25 protein-coding genes and 4 tRNA genes are annotated in these 23,405 nt (G+C 28.8%); 25 read left to right on the forward strand and 4 right to left on the reverse strand.

All coding sequences use genetic code 11. From position 1 onward, the window contains the following. Window positions 1-8: 8 nt before the first annotated feature. Genes ABDJ34_RS00525 through ABDJ34_RS00550 form a run of 6 tightly spaced genes read left to right on the forward strand, consistent with a single transcriptional unit; the run spans window position 9 to window position 3,593 of the window. A complete protein-coding gene (locus ABDJ34_RS00525) occupies window positions 9-494 on the forward strand; it encodes a cell division protein SepF (RefSeq protein ID WP_094203538.1) in 486 nt (161 codons plus the stop codon). Next, complete coding sequence (locus ABDJ34_RS00530) at window positions 491-763, forward strand: YggT family protein (RefSeq protein WP_353317083.1); 273 nt, start codon at window positions 491-493, stop codon at window positions 761-763. Before ABDJ34_RS00525 ends, ABDJ34_RS00530 begins: the two co-directional genes overlap by 4 nt. A 1-nt stretch (window position 764) precedes the next feature. After that, entirely contained in the window at window positions 765-1,541 is a 777-nt protein-coding gene (locus ABDJ34_RS00535) for a YlmH/Sll1252 family protein (protein WP_353317085.1), read from the forward strand. A gap of 8 nt (window positions 1,542-1,549) precedes the next feature. Then, window positions 1,550-1,996 carry a signal peptidase II gene (gene lspA, locus ABDJ34_RS00540; RefSeq protein WP_110058101.1) on the forward strand — a complete coding sequence of 149 codons (447 nt, stop codon included), beginning with the start codon at window positions 1,550-1,552 and terminating at the stop codon, window positions 1,994-1,996. Then, window positions 1,996-2,673 (forward strand): uracil-DNA glycosylase, encoded by a 678-nt coding sequence (locus tag ABDJ34_RS00545; RefSeq protein ID WP_412701041.1) that lies wholly within the window; start codon window positions 1,996-1,998, stop codon window positions 2,671-2,673. Before lspA ends, ABDJ34_RS00545 begins: the two co-directional genes overlap by 1 nt. Next, on the forward strand, window positions 2,652-3,593 hold the full coding sequence (locus tag ABDJ34_RS00550; protein WP_412701042.1) for an RluA family pseudouridine synthase: 942 nt from the start codon (window positions 2,652-2,654) through the stop codon (window positions 3,591-3,593). Before ABDJ34_RS00545 ends, ABDJ34_RS00550 begins: the two co-directional genes overlap by 22 nt. A gap of 16 nt (window positions 3,594-3,609) precedes the next feature. Here ABDJ34_RS00550 and ABDJ34_RS00555 read toward each other — a convergent pair whose 3' ends face one another. After that, window positions 3,610-4,497, reverse strand: a complete 888-nt coding sequence (locus ABDJ34_RS00555) for a DegV family protein (RefSeq protein ID WP_412701043.1) — start codon at window positions 4,495-4,497, stop codon at window positions 3,610-3,612. Between the two features lie 30 nt (window positions 4,498-4,527). After that, a tRNA-Thr gene (locus tag ABDJ34_RS00560) sits at window positions 4,528-4,603 on the reverse strand. 116 nt (window positions 4,604-4,719) lie between these two features. On the opposite strand from ABDJ34_RS00560, the gene ABDJ34_RS00565 reads away from it, so the two are divergent. From ABDJ34_RS00565 to ABDJ34_RS00580, 4 genes are all read left to right on the forward strand, one after another. Then, window positions 4,720-5,394 (forward strand): glucosaminidase domain-containing protein, encoded by a 675-nt coding sequence (locus tag ABDJ34_RS00565; protein ID WP_412701044.1) that lies wholly within the window; start codon window positions 4,720-4,722, stop codon window positions 5,392-5,394. Between the two features lie 19 nt (window positions 5,395-5,413). After that, entirely contained in the window at window positions 5,414-6,103 is a 690-nt protein-coding gene (locus ABDJ34_RS00570; RefSeq protein ID WP_412701045.1) for a thermonuclease family protein, read from the forward strand. A 125-nt stretch (window positions 6,104-6,228) separates the two neighbouring features. After that, window positions 6,229-6,305 (forward strand) — tRNA-His (locus tag ABDJ34_RS00575). 3 nt (window positions 6,306-6,308) lie between these two features. Further along, window positions 6,309-6,392 (forward strand) — tRNA-Leu (locus ABDJ34_RS00580). Between the two features lie 268 nt (window positions 6,393-6,660). Here ABDJ34_RS00580 and ABDJ34_RS00585 read toward each other — a convergent pair. Continuing rightward, a tRNA-Leu gene (locus ABDJ34_RS00585) sits at window positions 6,661-6,747 on the reverse strand. 177 nt (window positions 6,748-6,924) lie between these two features. Between ABDJ34_RS00585 and ABDJ34_RS00590 the strand changes: the two genes are divergently transcribed. Together ABDJ34_RS00590 and ABDJ34_RS00595 are read left to right on the forward strand one after the other, a co-directional pair. Then, a complete protein-coding gene (locus tag ABDJ34_RS00590) occupies window positions 6,925-7,881 on the forward strand; it encodes a DUF1002 domain-containing protein (RefSeq protein ID WP_412701046.1) in 957 nt (318 codons plus the stop codon). A 130-nt stretch (window positions 7,882-8,011) separates the two neighbouring features. Next, window positions 8,012-8,575 (forward strand): redoxin domain-containing protein, encoded by a 564-nt coding sequence (locus tag ABDJ34_RS00595; RefSeq protein WP_002836263.1) that lies wholly within the window; start codon window positions 8,012-8,014, stop codon window positions 8,573-8,575. Window positions 8,576-8,602: 27 nt separating this feature from the next. On the opposite strand, the gene ABDJ34_RS00600 is transcribed toward ABDJ34_RS00595, so the two are convergent. Further along, window positions 8,603-10,444 carry an ATP-dependent helicase gene (locus ABDJ34_RS00600; protein WP_412701047.1) on the reverse strand — a complete coding sequence of 614 codons (1,842 nt, stop codon included), beginning with the start codon at window positions 10,442-10,444 and terminating at the stop codon, window positions 8,603-8,605. 100 nt (window positions 10,445-10,544) lie between these two features. Between ABDJ34_RS00600 and ABDJ34_RS00605 the strand changes: the two genes are divergently transcribed. The 13 genes from ABDJ34_RS00605 to priA all read left to right on the forward strand — a co-directional run bounded on the left by ABDJ34_RS00605 (window position 10,545) and on the right by priA (window position 23,399). Further along, window positions 10,545-11,339: a nitroreductase family protein gene (locus ABDJ34_RS00605; RefSeq protein ID WP_412701048.1), complete on the forward strand. Its 795-nt coding sequence runs from the start codon at window positions 10,545-10,547 to the stop codon at window positions 11,337-11,339. 67 nt (window positions 11,340-11,406) lie between these two features. Beyond that, window positions 11,407-12,213, forward strand: a complete 807-nt coding sequence (gene modA / locus ABDJ34_RS00610) for a molybdate ABC transporter substrate-binding protein (RefSeq protein WP_412701049.1) — start codon at window positions 11,407-11,409, stop codon at window positions 12,211-12,213. Next, window positions 12,206-12,889: a molybdate ABC transporter permease subunit gene (modB, locus tag ABDJ34_RS00615; protein WP_412701050.1), complete on the forward strand. Its 684-nt coding sequence runs from the start codon at window positions 12,206-12,208 to the stop codon at window positions 12,887-12,889. Before modA ends, modB begins: the two co-directional genes overlap by 8 nt. Next, a complete protein-coding gene (locus ABDJ34_RS00620; RefSeq protein ID WP_412701051.1) occupies window positions 12,876-13,490 on the forward strand; it encodes an ATP-binding cassette domain-containing protein in 615 nt (204 codons plus the stop codon). Before modB ends, ABDJ34_RS00620 begins: the two co-directional genes overlap by 14 nt. 76 nt (window positions 13,491-13,566) lie before the next feature. Beyond that, on the forward strand, window positions 13,567-15,672 hold the full coding sequence (rnr, locus tag ABDJ34_RS00625; RefSeq protein WP_412701052.1) for a ribonuclease R: 2,106 nt from the start codon (window positions 13,567-13,569) through the stop codon (window positions 15,670-15,672). Window positions 15,673-15,684: 12 nt separating this feature from the next. Then, entirely contained in the window at window positions 15,685-16,134 is a 450-nt protein-coding gene (gene smpB / locus ABDJ34_RS00630) for an SsrA-binding protein SmpB (protein ID WP_094205581.1), read from the forward strand. Between the two features lie 9 nt (window positions 16,135-16,143). Next, complete coding sequence (locus tag ABDJ34_RS00635) at window positions 16,144-17,880, forward strand: Rqc2 family fibronectin-binding protein (protein WP_412701053.1); 1,737 nt, start codon at window positions 16,144-16,146, stop codon at window positions 17,878-17,880. A gap of 70 nt (window positions 17,881-17,950) precedes the next feature. After that, window positions 17,951-18,826, forward strand: coding sequence for a YicC/YloC family endoribonuclease (locus tag ABDJ34_RS00640; protein WP_412701054.1), 876 nt, complete (start codon window positions 17,951-17,953; stop codon window positions 18,824-18,826). 7 nt (window positions 18,827-18,833) lie between these two features. Further along, entirely contained in the window at window positions 18,834-19,085 is a 252-nt protein-coding gene (locus ABDJ34_RS00645; protein WP_002838275.1) for a DUF370 domain-containing protein, read from the forward strand. 1 nt (window position 19,086) lies between these two features. After that, window positions 19,087-19,674: a guanylate kinase gene (gene gmk, locus ABDJ34_RS00650; protein ID WP_353317106.1), complete on the forward strand. Its 588-nt coding sequence runs from the start codon at window positions 19,087-19,089 to the stop codon at window positions 19,672-19,674. Continuing rightward, window positions 19,667-19,864, forward strand: a complete 198-nt coding sequence (gene rpoZ, locus ABDJ34_RS00655) for a DNA-directed RNA polymerase subunit omega (protein ID WP_094203559.1) — start codon at window positions 19,667-19,669, stop codon at window positions 19,862-19,864. The genes gmk and rpoZ overlap by 8 nt, the downstream gene beginning before the upstream one ends. After that, window positions 19,857-21,023, forward strand: a complete 1,167-nt coding sequence (gene coaBC, locus ABDJ34_RS00660; RefSeq protein WP_412701055.1) for a bifunctional phosphopantothenoylcysteine decarboxylase/phosphopantothenate--cysteine ligase CoaBC — start codon at window positions 19,857-19,859, stop codon at window positions 21,021-21,023. The genes rpoZ and coaBC overlap by 8 nt, the downstream gene beginning before the upstream one ends. Before the next feature lie 6 nt (window positions 21,024-21,029). Further along, window positions 21,030-23,399, forward strand: a complete 2,370-nt coding sequence (gene priA, locus ABDJ34_RS00665; protein WP_412701056.1) for a primosomal protein N' — start codon at window positions 21,030-21,032, stop codon at window positions 23,397-23,399. The last annotated feature ends 6 nt before the right edge of the window (window positions 23,400-23,405 follow it).

Genomic DNA, 23,405 nt, shown 5'->3' on the forward strand with positions numbered 1-23,405 from the left:
AGGACGTTATGTCATTTATGAATTCATTTAAAAAATTAGTAGGGGTAGAAGACGATTACGACGAATATTACGATGATGAATACTACTATGATGACTCAGATCATGTTGAAGCTGAATCAAATGATTATGAACCAAAACAAAATTACGAAACAAAAAACAATATAGTAAGCATGAATAATTCTACAACTAAACCTGTGGAATCAAAACCTTTAAACAGAGTTAAGATTAATATTCACGAACCAATTAGTTTTGATGATGCACCAAAGGTTATTGATGTTATATTAAAAAACGAAGTTGCTGTATTAAATATTGAAATGCTTGAAAAGGATGTAAAGCAAAGAATATTTGACTTTGTTAGTGGAGCTATTTATTCACTTGATGGTAAAATGCAAAAAGTAACTAAAGATATTTTTGTTTTAGTTCCAAAAGGGGTAGAAATAGACGGCAAGATTAAGGATCAAATTACAAAAAATAATGGATTTTTCCAATTATGATAAATGGATTTAGTATCGTTAATTTTTTCTTAACCATTTTAAAGCTAATAGAATGGTCGATATTTATTAGAGTTATATTGTCATTTGTTCACTTATCAAGAGACAATGCCTTAGTTGATTCTATTTATTTGATTACTGATTATATAATGTATCCTGCAAAAAAACTTTTAAATATGTTTGGACTTGATAGAGGCATTATAGATTGGTCACCATTAATAACATTGATATTTCTTCAAATTATTGGATCGGTTATAATAGGATTGGTTTAAAATGAGTTATGAATTAAATTACATTCAAGATATAGAAATTAAGAAGACTATCGATAGATTTATTGATAGTCTTATTTCAGTTAAAAGGACAAAAACTATTTATGCAACTGATTTTATGAATCCAAAAGAAATAGAGTATGCTACTTCAATTTTGAATACAGAGACCGATGTAGGGTATATGGTTACAAATTGTCCAATAAACTGTGAAAACAGCATTATTATAATGTGGGATAGGTATTGCTACGCAGAAGAATACATTAATATGTTCGATTATATTGGTCTTTTAGAAATACAAACGGATCAGGAAATTACTCACAGAGATATTTTAGGAGCTGTATTGAATTTAGGAATTAATCGTGAAAAAATCGGAGATATTTTTACTCATGATGAAAGATTTTATCTGTGTGCTACAAATACGATGATTAATTTTTTGAATTTGAATTTGGCCAAGATAAAAAAGTTTAATATTTCGACATCGATTATTGAAGAAAATATAAAAAAAGATGAAGAAAAGGTTAAATCTTTTACTGGAATTATTAACTCAGAGAGATTGGATTGTTTGGTTTCTGAGATGGCAAATATTTCTAGGAAAGATGCTCAGATTATGATAAAAAACAAGAAAATCAAGCTTAATTATGAAGTAATATCCAATACAAGCAAATCAGTTGAAGAAAACTCTCTTGTATCAATAAGAGGATATGGTAGATACAGGCTTATAGAATATTTGGGAAGCACAAAAAAAGACAAATTGAGAATAAAATATATTAAATACATTTAGGAGTAAAAATGGTTACTATTTTAATGATGATTTTGGTAATTGGCTTGGATCATTTAACAAAATATATGGCAATTTCTCTAAAAGAAGGAGATGTTATCATTTTTGATAAATTTTTGAAGCTTACTTACCTTGAAAATAGAGGAGCGGCTTTTGGAATTCTTGAAAATAAGAAAATTATTTTAATGATAATTACATTACTAATAATTGGATTTGTAATCGTGTATATTTTTAAGAATTACAAAAGCTTGGTTAGTTTTGAAAAAGTAATATACGGGCTATTACTTGGAGGTGCATTGGGAAATCTTATCGACAGAATTTTCAGAGGTTATGTCATCGATTTTATTTCTGTAAGATTACCTTTTAATTACGATTTTCCAGTATTCAATGTTGCAGATATAGCTGTTGTAGTATCTTGTATTTTACTTGTGATATTTAGTTTAAAAGGACAGAAATAATGAGTGTTAGTATAGGAAATAGTTGGGATGATTTATTAAAAGATGAATGGAACAAGGATTATTATAAAAAAATAAGAGAAGTTTTGATACACGATTATCAAAATTACAGGGTATATCCTGATATGAATTATATTTTTGAAGCGTTGAAATTAGTTCCATTTGAAGATTGTAAGGTTGTGATTTTAGGTCAAGATCCATATCACAATCCTAATCAAGCTCATGGACTTAGTTTTTCTGTTAAACCAAATGTTAAAACACCTCCTTCATTGATCAATATTTACAAGGAATTGCAAAATGAATTTGGTTATCCGATTCCTAATAATGGATATCTGATGAAATGGGCAAAACAAGGAGTTTTGTTATTAAATACTTCACTTACAGTAATCGAAAACAAACCAAATTCTCATTCTAAAATTGGTTGGCAAATTTTAACGGATAAAATTATAGAATTATTAGGAAATTCTAATAGACCTATAGTTTTCATATTGTGGGGAAACAACGCTAGAATGAAAAAAGATTTAATTAGAAGCAAGAATGCTCTTATATTAGAATCACCACATCCTTCTCCTTTTTCTGCAAATAGGGGATTTTTCGGTTGCAATCATTTTATAAAAACTAACGATTATTTGAAGGATAACGGGCTTGAACCTATTGATTGGAAGATAGAAAATATATGATGTACGAATTTTTAATAGGCGATTCTAATCAAAACTCAAGATTGGATGTTTTTTTGGCTAATGAAGTTGAATTATCAAGAAGTGAAATTCAAAAACTTATCGAAGACAAAAAAGTACTGGTAAATGAAAAAATCCAGAAAAAAAACTATAAGTTAAATCTGAACGATAAGATTAAATTGGAGTATGAAAAACCTGATAAAACTATAAAACCTCAAAAATACAATTTGGATGTCGTATATCAAGACGATTATCTTGCGATTATAAATAAAGACAAAAATGTAATAGTTCACCCAACAGAGACTATATATTCTGATACATTGGTGAATTATTTGATGTATAATTTTGAAAATTTGAGTGATGTTGACGGAGATTATAGAAGGGGAATAGTTCACAGATTAGACAAAGATACTACAGGACTAATAATAATTGCAAAGGACAACGATACACATTCAAAATTAAAAGAGATTATCAAAAATCACGAAATTACAAAAACTTATTTGTGTATTATTCATGGAAAAATCGATGAATGTGGAATAATTGAAGAATATATGACTAGAAATCCTAAAGATAGAAAGAAGATGATGGTTTCTGACGAAGGGAAATTGTCTGTTTCTCATTATCAAAGACTTGATTATAATGACGATTATTCTCTTGTAAAAGTCCAAATCAAAACGGGTAGAACTCATCAAATTCGAGTTCACATGAATTATATTCATCATCCGATTTTAGGAGACAAATTATATGGATTGAAAAAAGAAAAAATACTTTTCGACAGTCAAGTTCTACACGCATACAACCTTCAATTTGTTCATCCTCAAACTCACGAAAATATCAATGTAATTGGAAATTTGAAACAGGACTTTATCACAGCTATAAAAAAAACAAAACTAGATTACACAAAAATACCTTCTAAGTTATAACTTAGAAGGTTTATTTTTATACTTCAGATAGATCTTCTCCCAAATCTTTGTTACTGAAATATATACTTAACATATTTGGTCCAGTGTGAGCGCCTATTACACAGCCTAAAGGACATTTAACAATTTTCTTGAAATCGAAATCTTCTTTAATTTTTTCAATAAGAAGATCTGCTTCATCTTCATCTTCTCCATAGCAAACATAAAGTGTTTGATTTAAATTCACATTGTTGTTACATTTTTCAATCATTAAATTCTTCATTTTAATAAAAGTTTGCTTTTCGCCACGCGCTTTTTCTACAACATATAAGCTACCGTCATTTTTATCTACGCTCATTACAGGTCTTATGTTCAATAATGATCCCATTACCTTTTGAGTCTTAGATAATCTTCCACCCCTGTACAAATACTCTAAGTTAATAACAGTAAAAATATGCTCTTGTGCGGAGATAATTTCATCCAATTTTTCGTTTAATTCTTCGAACGAATAATTTAATTCTACAAGTTTGAGTGCTTTGTTAATGACTGAAGTTTCTCCGGAGCAGGCACAAAGAGAATCCTTAACTATTATTTTATAATCTTTGTTTTCTTCTAATAATGCATTCATTGCCATTGTAGCAGTTTGGAAGGTGCTAGTTAATCCACTTGATAGTGTAATGCATATAACATCATTTCCACTTTCTAATTCATTTTTAAATGATTCATAGTAGGTTTTATATGGAACTTGACTAGTTTTGAAAACTTCTCCATTTTTCATTCTAGAAAACATATCTGAAGAATTAATTGTTTGACCTTCTATGTATTCTTTATCAGAACTAATAACTGGCATATTCAGTATTATTAAATTTTCATTTTTATTAGAATCTGTTATTTGACAAGCAGAATCTGTGATTATTTTTATAGACATTTTTACCTCCAGATAAGTATTGTTTTTTATTGGTGCTGTTGAGAGGGATCGAACCTCCGACCTATTGATTACGAATCAATTGCTCTACCAACTGAGCCACAACAGCATATACATTTATTATAAGCTTTAGAGTGCAATAATTCAAGATTATTATAATAATGAAAATCAATAGGAAATTAGCAAAAATTATGATAAAATACTAGTCATATTCTAGGAGGCAGAATGAAAAACAAGAAACTAATAAAAAAAAGAGTTGGGATATTCTTGCTTATGTTAGTATTTTGTGCCTGTTTAATAATTAATTATTCTGAAAATTATTTTTCTTTTTCTAACAAAATCACTTATCAAAGAAGTGAATTGGAAGATAGTGAGTTGAAAACACTAAATAAATTAGAAAAGGATTTGGATGAATTTAAAAGAGTAGGCGCTTTAAAAATTACAGAAGATAATATGTTTTATCCAACTCACAAATCTCAAATATCTGAACGAATGTTAGAGGTTGCATTAGAAGGCACTGATTTAAATGGCAATGCGCATTCATTTATTAAAGTAGAAAAGAAATACGGTGTGAACGTCTTGTATTTATTAGCTATAGCAAATCATGAATCTGATTTTGGACAAAGCAGAATAGCAAAAGACAAGAATAATTTGTTTGGATTCAATGCTGTTGACTCTGATCCTTACAACGGAGCAAGTCAATATGATTCACTTGATGAAGGAATTCAAGATATAGGCAAAAAAATCAAAATATTGTATCTTAGCGACAATGGGAAGTATTTTAAAGGGTACAATTCTTACGCTATGAACAAAAATTATGCTAGTGATAAGAATTGGGGAGAAAAAGTCAATAATCATATGATACTAATAGCTGAAAAGATTTTATCAAGCTATAAATAATAAAAAGTGAGAGGAAAACATGAAGAAATTTTTCGTAGGATTATTAATACTAATATCCTTAACAAGCTGTAACACAATTATTCAAACAGAAAATCAAAATAATTTATACGAAGTAGTCAGAGTTGTTGATGGAGACACTGTTATATTAAATATAGACGGACAGAGGACAAGAGTAAGGCTTATAGGAATTGATACACCAGAAAGTGTAGCGGAAGATAAAAGTCGAAATGTCAAAGAAGGTAAAATTGCAAGTGAATATACAAAAAACTTGCTTGAAAACAAAAAAGTCAGAGTAGAATTCGACGAAGAAAAACAGGATGTCTATGAAAGAAAACTTGGCTATTTGTTCTTAAATGATGAATTTATTAATGAAAAATTACTAAAAGAAGGAATGGCCAAATTATACACTAAGACAACCAATCAAAAATACTCTGAACGATTAAAAAAAGCCGAACAATATGCAAGGGAGAATAAAAAAGGCTTCTGGAAAGATTTTTATGTAAACAATCCAAATTTATATTTAAAATACACCGATTCTAAAGGTAGGGGAATGATAAAAGGAAATATCAACAATAAAGGATTGAAAATATATCACATGCCTAATCAGAAGAGTTACAAAGATGTCAAAATCAATTTCAAAAAAGGTGAGAAATATTTCGTAACAGAAAAAGAAGCGCAAGACGAAAGTTTTTCAAAATCTTCAAAATAATACTTGCAAAATTAAAAACACGATGCTATAATAATAAAGTCAAGTTCACTTGAAATAAATTTTACAAATGCTTGACAATCATACCTTATTATGGTACACTTATAAAGTAGTCAATTGAGGCTATGGTGGATGTAGCCTAGTTGGTTAGGGCGTCAGTTTGTGGCACTGAAGATCGAGAGTTCGAATCTCTTCATCCACCCCATAAGCAGGAATGGCGGAATTGGCAGACGCGCTAGACTTAGGATCTAGTGTCTTTGACGTGGGGGTTCAAGTCCTCTTTCCTGCACCAAATTATATCGACTCAATTCAAATGATTAAATCATTTGAATTGAGTCTTTTTTGTTTGTGTATTTAATTTAATTGATTTCACATTTAATGATAAAACGTAACAAGAAACGTAACAATTTTTATTGGTATGATTTTAGTTTTTGTGTTTTGATTTCTCTAAGAAATTTTAGCTATTATTTAATAACAAAACGAAAATAAGCCAGGTAAAAATTTTTACCTGGGTTTTAAAATTTACAAAAAAAAGATAGCTTTAAAAGCTATCTTGTATATGGTGCCGGAGGCGGGACTTGAACCCGCACGGTGTTGCCACCGCTGGATTTTGAGTCCAGTACGTCTGCCAATTCCATCACTCCGGCTGACTTTATAAGTATAGCATAAAGTAAAAACAATGTAAAGGAATTTTTGTAAAAATTTGAAATTAATTTATTAGTCTTTGAGATTTAGATTATTTTGTTTAGTTTTTCTTAATAATTTTGTAGACTTTGAACGCTTGATTTTGTGCTATAATCAATGTGAACGGAGGATAACAATCTATGAAAAAAATTACAGTTTTTTTATTAGCTATTTTGATTTCATTATCATCAACTATAAGTTTTGCCGGAGAGATAGACACGAAGGTTGTTGATGAGAGATGGGGAAAGCCAACTTTTGTGTATGGTGAAAGCTTAGATAAATCTCAAATCAGAAAAACAAAAGGACTTTTAAATATTGAAAATGATGACAATATAAAGTCTGTTATGGTTACTTATAATGATTTATTGAAATACATCGGAGGGGACGATTCAAATCCTGGTAGTATGATTTCAAGCGTTTTGGTCAAAAAAGAAAACAAAAACAAAGGTATAAAAGTAAATATTACAACGCCAAAAAACATTACATTAATTACTGAAAAACAATATGAAAATGCTGCAATTACAGCAGGTGTAAAAGACTGTACAATAATGGTGGCTGCAGTGAGACCAGTAACGGGAGAATCAGCACTCACTGGTGTATTCAAAGCTTTTGAGTCAAATGGTGAAAAGCTTGACAGTGACAGAATAAAAGTTGCCCAAGAAGAACTAGAAGTTGTTAGTGATATTAATAAAGAAAACAAAGATAAAAGTGACTTTAATAGAGACAAATTAAATGATGTTATTGTTGTAATAAAAGATAATATTGCGAATATAAATATCAACAATAATGGTCAAGCTCCAACTCTTGAAGAAATTAAAAAGATTGTCAACGACGCAATCAAAGAGAATAATCTTGAAAATGTAATCACAGAAGATCAAAAACAAGAATTGGTTAATTTTTTCGAAAAATATTCTAGTGTGAAATCTATTGATTCAAAAGATATTAAGGATGAATTGTCTAATATTTCTGATAAAGTAATAGAAGGAGCTAAGGATATTTATAAAAAGGCAGAGGATGCAGGTATTATTGACAAAATAATCAACTTTTTCTCTTCAATCATAAAATCCATCGCAGATTCTTTTGATTCAAATAAATAACAAAATTAGAGGCTTTTGAGCCTCTTTTTTTAATATAGTGAAATATATGAAATAATATCAATGCAACTTGTAATCATTACAAAATATGGTATAATTAAATTGTAAATTAAATAGGAAAGGATGATTATTTATGTCATTAATTAAAAAACACGTTGAAGAATTTAAAGTTCCTGCATATCACAATGAAGAACTTACAGAAGTTTCTAGTGAAGATTTAAAAGGTCACTGGTCATTATTGTTCTTCTATCCAGGAGATTTTACTTTTGTATGTCCTACTGAATTAGAAGACTTACAAAACCTATACTCAGAATTTAAAGAATTAAACTGTGAAATATATTCTATCTCTACAGATTCAGAATTTGTTCACAAAGCATGGCATGATAAATCTGAAAAGATTAAAAAAATCGAATATCCAATGTTATCAGATAGAGCATTTGTTTTATCAAAACAATTTGGAGTTTTAAAAGAAGCTGACGGTCAAAGTCAAAGAGGAGCTTTCTTGATCAATCCTGATTTAGACGTTGTATTATACGAAGTATCTGCTGATGGAATTGGTAGAAACGCACACGAATTATTAAGAAAATTACAAGCTGCACAATATGTAGACAAATACGGTGATCAAGTTTGTCCAGCAAACTGGGCACCTGGCCAAGACACTTTAAAACCAGGAATTGACCTAGTAGGTAACTTATAAATAGCAAAACTAGCTGTAAAATTACAGCTAGTTTTTTAAATTATTTTCAATTTCTATGATATCTTTTAAAAATTGTGATGTATCAACTTCAATGGAATTTCTAGTTTTTGGAGATAACAGGGTTAATTTATCTTTAGCTCTAGTCATTGCTACATAAAACATTCGTCTTTCTTCTTCAAATATATTTTCGTAATTCTTGTTGTTGGAGTCGATATTTGTAGGAAACTCGCCATCTATCAAATCTATAATGAATACTTCATCAAATTCCAAACCTTTTGCAGAGTGGACAGTTAATAAATTAAGATTACTAGTATGTTTTATCGAATCTTTTTGTATTGTTTTCAAATTTTCAATTTCATTAATAAAATCTTCGTAGCACTCACAATCTTTAAACAAATATTTGTAGATTTCTATCAAAAGATCTAATGATATTTTTTGGTTTTGTAGTAGAACACTGTCTTCAATATATGTTTTGTAATCAATATCATTCATAATTATATCAATTTTTTTGGAACCTTTTGCTCTTTTTATTCCTGAAAAAAATGATTTTAAGTCCATAAATCTGTCTACATAATATCTACTTAGAGTTGAATCATCCAAAAGACGATCTAAAATAGGCATTGATTCATCATAAGTTTCCAGTTGATTTATGGAAGTTTTTTTGATATAGCTGTTTAATTTGTAATAAATATCCCTAAAAAGTCCGACAGACGTTTTGTTTTCAGAAAATGCAATCATTTTTAAAATATCATTGAGCACAAAATGATTGTAAAAATCATCTTTTTGATATCTAGAGTGGAAATCAATATCTTGATCGTGTAAATACTTACTCAAGGCAATAGAGGAAATATTTTTTCTGTATAAAATTGCAGTCTTTTTTTCAGGATTTATATTGTTTTTTAGATAAGAAAACATCGACAAAAAGTTTTGAGGAAATTTGATAATTATTTTCCTGTCTGATGATTTTGTGGAAGTAACATCCTTATTGTATCGATTTTTATTTTGTTTAATAAACAAGTTACTAGCATTAACTATTTTGTCGCTGCATCTAAAATTTTGGTCAATATAATAAATACTAGCATCTGGGAAAATCTTATTAAAATTTAGCAAATAACTAGGATCTGCGCCTCTAAAAGAATAAATTGACTGGTCGTCATCTGCTACAATAAACAAATTATTTTCAGGGTAGGCGATTTTTTTGATTAATTCAAATTGGATTTTGGAAGTATCTTGTCCTTCATCTACTTGAAAAAATTTGTACTTACGTTTAATTCTTTTTAATATATAATCATCTTCGTTGAGGATTTCAAATGATTTAGTAAGCATATCATCAAAATCAATATAAAAATTCTTTTTCTTGAAGTTTTCATATTCAAGGTATATTTGTTCAAAATTTTGAATATCGAATTTTGGAAAATCCTTGAATATCATCATATTTTTACAGTATCCATAATATTGCAAAAATTTTTCAACGTCTTCATCTTTAGAGTTTGTTTTATTGACTTTTCTAATTATATTTCTAATAACAAGATATTTATTGATATCATTATTAGATTCAAGAATTTTAAATATTCTATTATTCATTTTATAATGTAGTTTTATAATATAATAGCAAAAAGAATGAATCGTTGAAAAATACGCGGAATCTGTTTCTGGAAATTTTTCGGAAAATCTTTCTTTCATATCTACTGCTTGAGATTTGCTAAATGTTATGGATAAAATACTTTTTGGATCAATATTGTGAACTTTTTCCAAGTATTTAATTCTATTAAGAAGTACGGTGGTTTTACCGGCTCCAGGAACTGCTAATACTAATGCAGGAGATTTAAAATGAGATATTGCTTTTTGCTGATTTTCAGTAAATTTCATATTATCACCATTAATTATTATATCAAAATGTTTGTGATTATTCGCAATTTGTAGTATTATTTAATTATAAGATTTATTATAAGGGGTAATTAAAATGTCAATGAATGAATTTTTAGAAAATAGAAAATCAGTAAGAGATTTTAAATCAAAAAATCTTAGCGATTCAGATTTAAAAAAAGTTGAATCTATTATTTTTGATATAAATAATTTAGCAAAGAAATACGAAGTTAATTTTAAATTATACAAAGATGGTTCTGTGGTTTACAGTGCTCTTGATGGAGAAGGTGGATACGATGGAACTATGATAAAAGCTAACCATTATATTGCCATGGAAGCTGACAAGAATAATGAATTATCAATGATATTTGGTGCATTTTATTTTGAAAATTTAATCACTAAATTAGATGCACTAAATGTAGGAAGTTGCTGGGTGACTATATCCAATGCTTCAGAAGAATCCAAAAAATCAGCTTTTGGAGATAATTCTAACGTAGATTTCTTACTTGCTATGGGATATGCTCCAAACGAATTTGGATTTGGTAAGAAGAAATTTAGCTCAAGAATTGGTGTTGAAGAATTTGTTTGCGACAAATCATTGTCTACTCCAATCGATATAGATAAATTACAAAATTATGGCTTGGATGAGTTATTTAGTTATTTGAGATTTGCTCCTTCAACTAAAAACGAACAACCATGGAGATTTGTATTAAATGATGACGATTTTGATCTGTATATTAAAGATTACAAAGGAATAGAAAATTTAATAGATGCAGGAATTGTAATGTACTATTATACAGAATTAGCTAATTATAATAATATAGATGCAAATTGGATTGTAAAAGAAGAATTAAATGATAAAGACAATTGCAAATATATCGCATCAGTTAATTTTTAATCAAGAAAAAAAGCCTTTTAAAGGGCTTTTTTAATACATAGCGTTATATGCTAAGGAGAATAATGGAATGAAGAAAAAGTACTTATTATTAATGATAGTAGGGTGTTTAATTTTGGCTAGTTGTGCAAAAAATGAAAAACAAAATACTGAACAAAAAGCAGAAAAGAAAACAGAAGAAAAGACAAATAATGAAAACATAAGCTTATTTGCAGCGGCTTCATTAGAAGAATCATTAGCGAAAATTATTCCTGAATTTGAAAAAGAAAATAATGTTAAAGTAGATGTTAACTTAGCAAGTTCAGGAAAATTACAAAAACAGATTGAACAAAAAGCTCCCTGTGATGTATTTGTTTCAGCAGGACAAAAACAAGTAAAAGCTCTTGAAAAAGAAAAACTTGTAAAAGAATCAAGAAGTTTATTAAAAAACAAGTTAGTTATTGTTAAACACAAAGAAACAGATGTTAAAATTTCTAAAATTGAAGATTTAGAAAATATTAAAGGTAAGATAGCTGTTGCTGAATTAGAAACAGTTCCAGTTGGACAATATACAAAACAAAGTTTAACTCATTATAATTTATTAGATAAACTTCAAGAAAAATTTGTATATGGTAAAAATGTAAAAGATACTTTGAGATTTGTTGACAGTAAAGAAGTTGAAGTAGGATTTGTTTATTCTTCTGATGCGGTAACTGATGATATGGTTGAAGTAGCTTTTAATGTTGATGAAAGCTCTCACAAGCCTATTGTTTATCCAATAACTAAGACAACTTATTCTAAGAACACTGAGATGCAAAATAAATTATACGAATTTTTGCAAAATGAATTATCAACAAAATATTTCAAGGAAGCAGGTTTTGAATCTAGCGATGAATAATGATATTATGATGCCTATTATAATTTCATTGAAGGTATCCATAATCTCAACCATTATAACTTCTATTTTATCTATATTTATTGCATGGATGATGGTAAAATTTAACAAGAAAAACGGTAGTGTTTTGGAGGCAATTATCACATTGCCTCTAGTTTTACCACCATCAATTTTGGGATACATACTTTTAATTGTAATAGGAAATAACGGATTAATTGGTAAAATTTTTTACGATAATTTTGGATGGAGCGTTATTTTTACATGGAAGGCATGTGTCATAGCATCTGTAATAGTTTCGTTTCCACTCATGTATCAAAACTGCAAAGCTTCATTTCAAAGTATTGATAAGAAAATTTTGAATGCAGCAAGAACAATGGGTGCTAGTGAATGGAAAATATTTTTCAGAATAGCAATTCCGTTAGCTTATACAGGGATAATCAGTGGGTTGGTACTTGCTTTTGCTAGAAGTTTAGGAGAATTTGGAGCAACTATGATGGTTGCTGGAAATATTCCAAATAAAACTCAAACAATTCCGTTAGCTATGTACTATGCGGTCGAACGTGGCGATAAAACAATGGCTAATACTCTAATGATTGTTGTTGTGATATTTTCATTTTCATTGATATATTTCTTGAATAGATGGTTAGAAAAGAGAAGGAATAGAAATGCTGAAGTGTAATATCGAAAAGAAATTAAATCATTTTGTTCTTAATGCTGAATTTATCGTGGAGAATCAAATTTTGTGCATTATGGGTGAGTCTGGAAGCGGAAAAACATCTATTTTAAACTCGATAGCAGGTTTATTAACTCCAGATAAAGGAGAGATTATTCTTGATGATAATATTTTGTTTTCAGATAAAATAAATTTGAAACCACAGGAAAGAAATATAGGATATGTTTTTCAAGATTACGCATTATTTCCAAATATGAGTGTTAAAGACAATATTTTCTTTATGAATCCTGATAAAAATTACACAAATTCACTTATAGAAAAACTAGGGATTGAATATCTTTTGGGAAATTTTCCAAATACTTTATCAGGCGGAGAAAAACAAAAAGTTTCAATAGTAAGAGCGTTAGCAAATAAGCCGCGTTTGCTATTAATGGATGAACCTTTCAGTTCAATTGATGAAAAATTTAAGAATAAGTTTTATGAAGAATTGATCGAAATCAAAAAATCATTGGATATTCCAATTATCATGGTTACCCATAATAGACACGAAGCAGAAATTTTATCTGATAGATTAATTTTTATTGATAAGGGAAGAATTGTAAAATAAACGTTAAATACATCAATTAGGTAGTTTCTTACAATTTAGGGTATAATATAGATAGGAAACAACTAGGAGGTATTTAATGAAAATAAAGCAAAAGGTACTTAATATCGTAAATTCTAATGATTATATTCCTTTAACTTTTGATGAATTATCTTCAAGATTAAATATTAAAAAAAAAGATAAGAAAATTTTTCATAAGATTATTAATGAACTACAAAAAGATAAGAAAATTTTACTTGATAAAAATTCTAATATAATTCCAATTACAGAGCAAAAAGCATATCCAGGTACAATTCAAGGATCTGGAAGTGATTTTTGCTATTTTATTCCCGATGATGAAAACATTGATGATATATTTATAGCCAAAAAAGATTTAAATGGTGCAATCCATAAAGATAAAGTTTTAGTTACGATAACAGTAGAAAAAAAACCAAACAGAAGTCCTGAAGGGAAAGTTTTACAAATTCTATCCAGAGAAACAAAAAAACTTGTGGGGACTTTTGATGAAGCAAAGGGTTATGGATTTGTAATATTAGATGATAAAAAATACGGATTCGACGTTTTTGTCCAATCTGGTAATAAGAATGGGGCGAAAAACAACGATAAAGTCGTAGTTAAATTAATCAAAACTCCATCTAAAAAACACAAAAATCCAGAAGGTGTTATAGTTGAAGTCTTAGGAGGCAAGGACGATCCTGGAATTGATATTTATTCTATAGCAAAGACTTTTAAATTACCATATGAATTTCCAAAGAAAGTTAAAGAACAAGCTAGGGAAATAGAGCAGCAGGTTGATGAATCAGAAAAGAAATCTAGAATGGATTTTAGAGATTTATTTACAGTTACAATTGACGGGTCTGATGCAAAAGATTTTGATGATGCCATTAGTATTTCAAAAAAAGGTGACAACTTCATACTATATGTTCACATTGCTGATGTCAGCCACTATGTTAGAAAGAATACTGCACTTGATAAGGAAGCTTTTAGAAGAGGAACAAGTGTGTATATGTTGGATAGAGTAATTCCTATGTTACCTATAGAATTATCTAATGGAATTTGCTCACTAAACCCTAATGAAGACAGGCTTTGTTTAACGGTTAAAATGGAAATTTCGCCAACGGGTAAAACTCTTGACTACAAATTCTATGAGTCTGTTATAAACTCTGATTATAGATTAGTCTACAAAAATGTGTCAGACTTTTTGGAAGACATAGAAAATCCTTATGATGATGAAAAACTCACGGATAATTTATTACTAATGAAAGAATTGTATGAAATTCTAAGTGTTAGAAGAAAAAACAGAGGAAGCATTGACTTTGATTTTCCAGAAACTAAAATTATTTTAGATGAAAATTCTAAAGTAGTTGATGTCACAAAAGATGAGAGAAGAATTGGAAATAAATTGATTGAAGAGTTCATGCTGATTACAAACGAAACAGTGGCAAGTCATTTTGGATATTTGGATAGACCATTTTTATACAGAGTTCATGAAGAACCTGACGAAGAAAAGGTGAATACTTTTAAAAGAATTTTGTCTAATTTTGGATACCATTTGAAAGGTAAGAATTTGTATTCAAAGGATTACCAAAGAATTTTAAATGAACTAGATGGCAAGCCTGAAAAACCTCTATTATCTTCGCTTTTATTAAGATCTATGCAAAAAGCTGAGTACAGCCAAAATCCTAGCATTCATTTTGGACTTGCATCGATGTTCTATACGCACTTCACTTCTCCAATCAGAAGATATCCGGATTTATTTATACACAGAATTGTGAAGAATTTTATAAATCATAAGCCAGATACTAATAACGAAAAAGAATTCATGAAATATATCAAAGACATTGCAAAACAATGCTCAGCAACTGAGAGAAGAGCTGAGGAAGCTGAGAGAGAAGCTATTGATATGAAATCTGCAGAATATATGCAACAACACATAGATGAAGAATTTGAGGGAATTATTAGTTCGCTAACAAAATTTGGAATTTTTGTACAACTTGACAACACGATTGAAGGTTTAGTACAATTTCAATCTATGATAGATGATTATTACGTATTTGACGATAAAAACTACACAGTTTATGGAGAAAGAACTAAAAAATCATACCATATTGGGCAAAAAGTTAGAGTTAAAGTTATAAATAGTGACAAAGATAAACGTCAAATAGATTTTGAATTTGTAAATTAGAAAAGGAAAATAATGAGTGATATAAAATTATTAGCAAACAATAAGAAAGCACGTCACGAATATTTTATCGAAGATGTGTACGAATGTGGAATTGAACTAAAAGGAACTGAAGTAAAGTCTATCAAAAAAGGAAAAGTTTCCATTAAGGAAAGTTATTGCATGATAGAAAATTCAGAAGTTTTTGTTTATTCGATGAATGTAAGTCCGTATACTCAAGGAAATATTTTTAACGTGGATAGTTTAAGAAAAAGAAAACTTTTAATGCATAAATCTGAAATCAGAAAATTAATAGGAAAAACAAAAGAACAAGGTTATACTTTGATACCTTTAAGAGTTTATGAAAAAAATGGACTTGTAAAAGTAGAGATAGCTCTTGCAAAGGGTAAGAATCTGTATGATAAGAGAGAAACTCTGAAAAAACGTGATGATTTGAGAAATATGCAAAGAGCAATGAGAAGATAAGGAGTAATAATGAGCTTTGACGGAATTGTAACAAAAGCGATAGTAGATGATATAAAAGAAAAATTAACGAACGGTAAAATCAGTAAGGTTAATCAACCGGATAAAAACGAATTGGATTTAATTATCTATAATAACAAACAAAATTATAAACTTCTTATTTCTGCATCCTCATCCTTACCGAGGATGCATTTTACAAATGAAAATAAGAAAAATCCAATTGAGGCGTATAATTTCTGTATGCTGATGCGAAAATACTTACAAGGAGCAGTTATAACTGATATTTATCAAGAATCGATGGACAGAGTTGTTAATATTGACATCAATAGCAGAGATGAGATGGGTTATGACATGAACTACACATTAGTTGTAGAACTTATGGGCAAGCATTCTAATATAATTTTAATTGAAAAAGAAAGTAAGATGATTGTAGATGCAATCAAAAGAATTAGCTTCGACACTAAAAGCATCAGACAAATACTTCCAAAAACCAAGTATTCGTGCTTGGAAGATGACAAGAGAAACATTCTGCAATCAGATGATCTTCCAACAGAAATAGCTGAGCGGACTACTAAACTACAAAAAGTTTTTTATATGAATTATACTGGATTTTCTCCCACTATTTCTAGAGAAATATGCCTGAGAGCAGATTTGGATTTTAATATAAGGCTCGAAGATTTGACCGAAGATGAAAAATCTCGATTTAATCAAGCATTTATTGACGTTAGAGAAGCTATCAAAAATTGTGATTATGATTATTCTATAGTCATTGATGAAGATGAAAAATTAAAGGATTTTCATGTAATTAAATTAGAAAAATACGGATATCAAAAGAAAAACTTTGATGATATTCACGAAATGTTGGATTATTATTATAAAAAACACAGTTCGAATGATTCAATTACACAAAAATCTTCGCACTTGAAGAAAATAGTTTCAAATAAAATTCAAAGAAATTCAAATAAATTGAGCAATTTAACTGTAGATTTGCAAGAAGCTAAGAAAAGAGATATTTACAAAGTTTATGCTGATTTGATAAGTTCAAATATGCATTTGATCCATAAAGGCGTGGATAAAATAAATGTACAGAATTTCTATGATGATATGAACCCAATTGAAATTCCATTGAATCCAATAAAATCTGGAAATGAAAATGCACAAAATTATTACAAAAAATTTAGCAAATTAAAAACTAGAGAAAAAATGATTACACAAGAGCTTCCTCTTATAAAACAAGAAAACGAATATTTGCTACAACTTCTAGAAACGCTGGAGAGAGTGACAGAATATCAGGAACTATCAGAGATTAAGGATGAGATGGTAAAAATAGGTTTGATAAAAAAATCTAAGAAAAAAACTGCAAAAGTAAAACCATCAAAGCCAAGACATTTTGTAACAGAAAATAACGTTGATATTTTTGTAGGTAAAAATAATTACCAAAATGATAATCTTACTTTGAAACAAGCTAACAAAGAAGATATTTTTGCTCACGTAAAAGATATGCCAGGTTCACACGTCATAATGAGAAACGAAAACTTGACTGAAGAAGACTACGGCATTGCTTGTTTTTTAGCGGCGTATTTTTCATCAATGGGTAAAGAAAAATACGTTGAAGTTGATTATACTGAAAAGAAAAATGTTAAAAAAGCTAAGGGAGCAAAACCAGGAATGGTTTTTTACAATAATTTCAACACTGTTAATGTCGACATGAGTTCTTACGATATTGATAAAATCAAAGAAATTGTTTAAAAATTGTAATAAATTATTGTAAATTCTTAAAGATTAATATACACTAACAATATCAAGGGAGGCGATAGAAATGAAGTCTATGACAGGATTTGGATCTTCAAGTTTGGAATTAGAAGATTGCAGCATAGATATTGAAATCAAATCTGTTAATAATAGGTATTTGGATTTCAATTTTTCAATGCCCAGTTATTTGAATTTTATGTTGGAAGATATGAAATCATTAATCAAAAATAAGTTAAAACGTGGTAGAGTCGAAGTTTATATCAAAATCAAAAAATATCAACTATCAGTTGACAGTGTGGATATTAACTATGAATTAGCTCAAAAAATCAAGGAAAAACTAGATTCATTAAATCAAAAGTTAGATATGAGATCGGATATTAGTGTCAGAGATTTAGTAAAATATGATGATGTAATGACATTTACTTACAAAGATTTGGACAATGAATTTTTGCACGATAATATTCTAAAAGTTTTAGATGAAGCTGTGAATAAAATTTATTCAATGAGATCTATTGAAGGCGATAATTTGAAAGAAGATTTATCGACTAATTTATCAAAAATAGAAGATCAAATATCTAAGATATCAAGTTTAACTGAAAATAGTGTAAAAGAATACAGAGAAAATTTGTTTAATAAAATATCTGAATTGTTAGATGAAGAAAAAATTGATAAGGATAGAATGTACTTGGAAGTTGCTTTAATGGCTGATAAAGCTGACATTAACGAAGAATTAAAGAGATTTGATTCACATATAGTTCAATTTAAATCGACAATGGATATTAAAGATTGCATTGGTCGTAAATTGGATTTTATAATTCAAGAAATGAATCGCGAAATTAATACAATTTCTTCAAAATCGAATGATGAATCTATTTCAGTTTGTGTTATTGAAGTTAAAAGTTTGATTGAAAAATTAAGAGAACAAGTACAAAATATTGAATAGAGGGAAAATGGAAAGTTTAGGTATAGGTTTTTCAAATTTAGTTAATAGCAACAGGATTATTGCAATTGTTAGTCCTGAAACAAATCCAATTAAAAGAATTGTTCAAAAAGCAAAAGAAGATAATAATCTCATAGACGTTACTTTTGGAAGAAAAACCAGAAGTGTAATAATTATGGATTCAAGTCATGTTGTGTTGAGTTGTCTTCAACCAGAGACTTTACAAATGAGATTAGATAAATCAAATAATAAGGAAGATTAATATGAGAGACGGATTTTTATTAGTTGTTTCTGGCCCATCGGGAGTTGGTAAAGGAACTGTTTGTGAAAAATTAATATCACAAAAAAATGATATTGTATATTCTGTATCCGCTACAACAAGGAAGAAGAGACCCTATGAAATAGACGGAGAAAATTATTATTTCATGAGCTTGGATGAGTTTAAGAAGAAAATCGAACAGGGAGATTTCATCGAATATGCCAATGTGCACAATAATTATTATGGGACTCCAAAATCATTTGTTTTTGATCAAATAAATAAAGGAGAGATAGTCATTCTAGAGATTGATGTTCAAGGAGCATTAAAAGTAAAAGAAAACTATCCAGAAGCTGTTTTTGTTTTCATTCTTCCGCCGGATTTAATTGAACTTAGGAGAAGAATTGAAGGCAGAAATACAGAAGATGAAGAAACAATTAATATTAGAATGCAAAACGCCAAGAAAGAATTGAGTTTTATTGATGAATATGATTATGCAGTTATCAATGAAGATGTAGATGAAACTGTAAAAAATATTGAAACTATAATTGATGCAGAAAAATTTAGAGTTGTAAAAGGAGAAAAATATGATTAATCCATCATTTAAAAAATTATCAGAAATAAACAATAGTAGGTATGCACTTTGTGTAATGGTAAGCAAAAGAGCAAGAATGTTAATAGATGGCAAAGACACAAAACTAAAGAAAGCAAAAGCTCAACCAGTTACTACAGCTTTAGAAGAAGTTATGGAAAAAAAGGTTTGGGAAAACAAATCAAATGAGTAAAAATATTCTTTTAGGTGTTACTGGAGGAATTGCTATTTACAAGGTTGTAGATGTTGTAAGTAGACTAAAAAAACTTGACTATAATATCAAAATAATTATGACTGATTCAGCTTGTGAATTTGTAAGTCCAATGACTTTTGAAACAATTGGCAAATGCGACGTTAAAAACAAAATGTTTCATAATAATTCACACAAGGTTGTTGAACATATAGAGCTTGCAAAATGGGCAGATTTATTTTTGATTGCACCTGCTAGTGCAAATACTATGGCTAAAATAAATTATGGTATCGCAGACGATTTGTTATCATCTACTGCGCTAGCATATACCAAGCCAATAATGTTTTGTGTAAGTATGAATACCAATATGTTGAATAATCCTGCGACACAAAAAAATATCCAAGATTTGAAACAAAAACAACACTTAATTGTAGATTCAAATAGTGGAATGCTTGCTTGTAATACAAAAGGAAACGGAAGATTAAAAGAACCTTGGGAAATTGTTGAAGAAGTTGAAAAATACTTTTGCGAAAAAGATTTACAAGGTAAGAAAATTTTGATTACTGCAGGAGCAACAGTAGAAAGAATTGATCCTGTACGATATATAACGAATGATTCCAGTGGGAAAATGGGATATTCGATTGCTAAGAAAGCTTTTATGAGAGGAGCCGATGTAACAATTATTTCTGGAAAAACAACAGCAGAAAATCCATATGGTATTGAAAACATAAAAGTGGAGTCTGCAATTGAAATGAAAGAAAAAATAGAAAGTTATATTGGAGACTTTGACTGTTTAATTATGGCGGCAGCTGTAAGTGATTTTAAAGTAAAGAACAGAAAAGATTTAAAAATAAAAAAACAAGATGGCATTAATTCTTTAGAATTAGAAGAAAACCCAGATATTTTAAAATCATTAAATAAAAAAGATAATCAAATCTTTATTGGATTTGCCGCAGAAACAAATAATTTATTAGAAAATGCTAAGAAAAAGTTAGATAAAAAAAATCTAGATTTTATAGTATTAAACGATGTATCAAAAAAAGACATTGGATTTAATTCAGAATATAATAAGGTAACTGTAATCAGTAAAGATAATATATTAGAAATTGATAAGGACACAAAGTTAAATATCGCAGATAAGATATTGGATTTGATAAAGTAGGTAAACATGTATATTGATGTTATTTTTAGAAACAAATCAAAGATGACTAACAGGCTATACTCATATTATTCAAGTGAAGATGTCGAAATTGGAATGAGAGTTATAGTCCCTTTTGGCAAATCAAATATTAACAAATTAGCGTTAGTGGTTAGAATTAATGATAACCCTAAACGAGATATTGATTACAAAGAAATAATATCAGTAGTAGACTTGAATCCTATTGTAACACAAGAATCAATCGATATGGCTTTTTTCATGGTAGATAAATATTTAAGCGATTATAGCTCTGCTTTTCAAACTATTTTGCCACCTGGAAACTTTGAAGAATTAAAAGAATATTTCACTGCAAATGATAAACTAGAAAATGTGGATGAAGATTTGTACAATATTCTTAAAACCAAGAAAGAATATTCAGAAATTAAAGAAATTTCAGATATTAGCCATAAAAAGCTAATGGAATATGTAAAATCTGATTTTTTGAAAATGGATTTAGTATATGATCAAAAAATTACTCCAAAATTATTAAAATACGTGAAACTTATAGAAGATAATCCAGTTATTTCAAAGAGAGCAAATGCTCAACAAAAAATAGTTGATATGCTAAAAACTACTAATAACATACTTTATAGTAAGCTTTTAGCGAAAACCAATACGACTTCAAGCGTAGTAAAAGCACTTGAAGAAAAGAAAATTGTTGAAATTTATTTTAAAGAAGTTGACAGAGTTGTCGTGGACGATACTAGAACTTATCAAAAAATAAAACTAAATTCACAGCAAGAAAAAGCCTATAATTCGATTTTAGAAAATCAATTTAATTTGTTACATGGTGTAACGGGTAGTGGTAAAACTGAAGTGTATTTGCATTTGGTTGAAAAAATGTTAAATGAAGGTAAAGATAGTATAGTTCTGGTTCCAGAAATATCATTGACTCCGCAGACTATTGAAAGGTTTGAGGGTAGGTTTCCAGGGAAAGTTGCGATAATTCACTCTAAGCTAAATGTTAACGAAAAATTTGAACAATTTCGAAAAATGTATAATGGAGAATATAAAATAGTAGTTGGAGCTAGAAGTGCAGTATTTTCTCCGTTTAAAAATTTAGGATTGATAATAATAGATGAAGAGCATGAAACAAGTTATGTAAGTGAAAAAAATCCTAAATACAACGCTATTGATATTTCCGGATTTAGAGCAGAATATAATAACGCAAAGCTTTTATTGGGTTCAGCAACTCCTGGAGTTGAAGAATACAGCAAAGCTTTAAAAGGTGAGTACAATCTTATTGAAATGAATAAAAGAGCTAATGATACAAACCCTGTTGAATGCACGATTGTAGATATGAGAAAAGAACTTGAAACTGGAAACATAAGAATGTTCAGTAAAGTTCTACTCAATAAAATTCAAGAAAATTTAAACAACAAAAAACAAACTATTTTGTTTTTAAACAAGAGAGGTCACACTTCTTTTATTTCATGCAGAAGATGTGGATTTGTGCTAAAATGTGATAGCTGTGATGTTTCCATGACATATCATAAAACAAAAAATAGATTGATTTGTCACATGTGTGGAAGAACAGCTCTAAAGCCGAAAGTATGCCCAAACTGTGGCTCGAAATTTATAAAAGAGTTTGGAGCAGGTACTCAAAAATTAGAAGAAGAAACTAGAGAGCTTTTTCCAAATGCACGAATTGCACGAATGGATAGAGACACTACAAACACAAAAAAAGATTACAAAAAAATCTATGATATGATGAATAATCAAGAAATAGATATATTAATCGGAACGCAAATGTTGTCGAAAGGATTTGATTTTCCAAATGTTACATTAGTCGGAGTAATGGCTGCAGATATTAGTTTGAACTTAGGAGATTACAAATCTAATGAAAAAACTTTTCAATTGATAACTCAAGTAGCTGGAAGAGCAGGAAGAGCAGAATATGAAGGAGATGTGATTATTCAAACATATAAGCCTGATAATTTTGCTATAACATCGGCGGCACTTCATGATTATAAGATGTTTTATGAAAAGGAGATAAAGCTAAGAAAATCATTTAATTATCCTCCTTTTTTCAGAATATTAAATATCAATATTTCCAGTAAAAATAGAAATGTTGCTATGAAAAAAATCAATGAAGTTTCAAATTACGTTGCTGCCCTTATCAGAAGATACAAACTATCTACAACATTAATAAATGGGCCTCATCCTTCTCCAATAGAGAGAATTAATAATATGTACAGGTTTGATTTGTACTATAAATTTCCAAATGGAGAAGATAAAATAATAGAAATAATAAAAAAAGTTTTGATAAATAATGAATACAATATTAACTTAGAGGGAATAACACTTAAAATAACGTTAGATCCTCAAAGTTATTTTTAGGAGATA

The sequence above is a fragment of the Finegoldia dalianensis genome (genome assembly GCF_046255015.1).
In the GTDB taxonomy this organism is placed as follows: Bacteria; Bacillota; Clostridia; order Tissierellales; family Peptoniphilaceae; genus Finegoldia; species Finegoldia magna.

Excerpts from the sequence above, each read along its gene's own strand:
- ABDJ34_RS00525 (WP_094203538.1), top strand. The coding sequence starts at position 9 with ATGTCATTTATGAATTCATTTAAAAAATTAGTAGGGGTAGAAGACGAT.
- ABDJ34_RS00530 (WP_353317083.1), top strand. The coding sequence starts at position 491 with ATGATAAATGGATTTAGTATCGTTAATTTTTTCTTAACCATTTTAAAG.
- ABDJ34_RS00535 (WP_353317085.1), top strand. The coding sequence starts at position 765 with ATGAGTTATGAATTAAATTACATTCAAGATATAGAAATTAAGAAGACT.
- lspA (WP_110058101.1), top strand. The coding sequence starts at position 1,550 with ATGGTTACTATTTTAATGATGATTTTGGTAATTGGCTTGGATCATTTA.
- ABDJ34_RS00545 (WP_412701041.1), top strand. The coding sequence starts at position 1,996 with ATGAGTGTTAGTATAGGAAATAGTTGGGATGATTTATTAAAAGATGAA.
- ABDJ34_RS00555 (WP_412701043.1), bottom strand. The coding sequence starts at position 4,497 with ATGTCTATAAAAATAATCACAGATTCTGCTTGTCAAATAACAGATTCT.
- ABDJ34_RS00565 (WP_412701044.1), top strand. The coding sequence starts at position 4,720 with ATGAAAAACAAGAAACTAATAAAAAAAAGAGTTGGGATATTCTTGCTT.
- ABDJ34_RS00570 (WP_412701045.1), top strand. The coding sequence starts at position 5,414 with ATGAAGAAATTTTTCGTAGGATTATTAATACTAATATCCTTAACAAGC.
- ABDJ34_RS00590 (WP_412701046.1), top strand. The coding sequence starts at position 6,925 with ATGAAAAAAATTACAGTTTTTTTATTAGCTATTTTGATTTCATTATCA.
- ABDJ34_RS00595 (WP_002836263.1), top strand. The coding sequence starts at position 8,012 with ATGTCATTAATTAAAAAACACGTTGAAGAATTTAAAGTTCCTGCATAT.
- ABDJ34_RS00600 (WP_412701047.1), bottom strand. The coding sequence starts at position 10,444 with ATGAAATTTACTGAAAATCAGCAAAAAGCAATATCTCATTTTAAATCT.
- ABDJ34_RS00605 (WP_412701048.1), top strand. The coding sequence starts at position 10,545 with ATGAATGAATTTTTAGAAAATAGAAAATCAGTAAGAGATTTTAAATCA.
- modA (WP_412701049.1), top strand. The coding sequence starts at position 11,407 with ATGAAGAAAAAGTACTTATTATTAATGATAGTAGGGTGTTTAATTTTG.
- modB (WP_412701050.1), top strand. The coding sequence starts at position 12,206 with ATGAATAATGATATTATGATGCCTATTATAATTTCATTGAAGGTATCC.
- ABDJ34_RS00620 (WP_412701051.1), top strand. The coding sequence starts at position 12,876 with ATGCTGAAGTGTAATATCGAAAAGAAATTAAATCATTTTGTTCTTAAT.
- rnr (WP_412701052.1), top strand. The coding sequence starts at position 13,567 with ATGAAAATAAAGCAAAAGGTACTTAATATCGTAAATTCTAATGATTAT.
- smpB (WP_094205581.1), top strand. The coding sequence starts at position 15,685 with ATGAGTGATATAAAATTATTAGCAAACAATAAGAAAGCACGTCACGAA.
- ABDJ34_RS00635 (WP_412701053.1), top strand. The coding sequence starts at position 16,144 with ATGAGCTTTGACGGAATTGTAACAAAAGCGATAGTAGATGATATAAAA.
- ABDJ34_RS00640 (WP_412701054.1), top strand. The coding sequence starts at position 17,951 with ATGAAGTCTATGACAGGATTTGGATCTTCAAGTTTGGAATTAGAAGAT.
- ABDJ34_RS00645 (WP_002838275.1), top strand. The coding sequence starts at position 18,834 with ATGGAAAGTTTAGGTATAGGTTTTTCAAATTTAGTTAATAGCAACAGG.
- gmk (WP_353317106.1), top strand. The coding sequence starts at position 19,087 with ATGAGAGACGGATTTTTATTAGTTGTTTCTGGCCCATCGGGAGTTGGT.
- rpoZ (WP_094203559.1), top strand. The coding sequence starts at position 19,667 with ATGATTAATCCATCATTTAAAAAATTATCAGAAATAAACAATAGTAGG.
- coaBC (WP_412701055.1), top strand. The coding sequence starts at position 19,857 with ATGAGTAAAAATATTCTTTTAGGTGTTACTGGAGGAATTGCTATTTAC.
- priA (WP_412701056.1), top strand. The coding sequence starts at position 21,030 with ATGTATATTGATGTTATTTTTAGAAACAAATCAAAGATGACTAACAGG.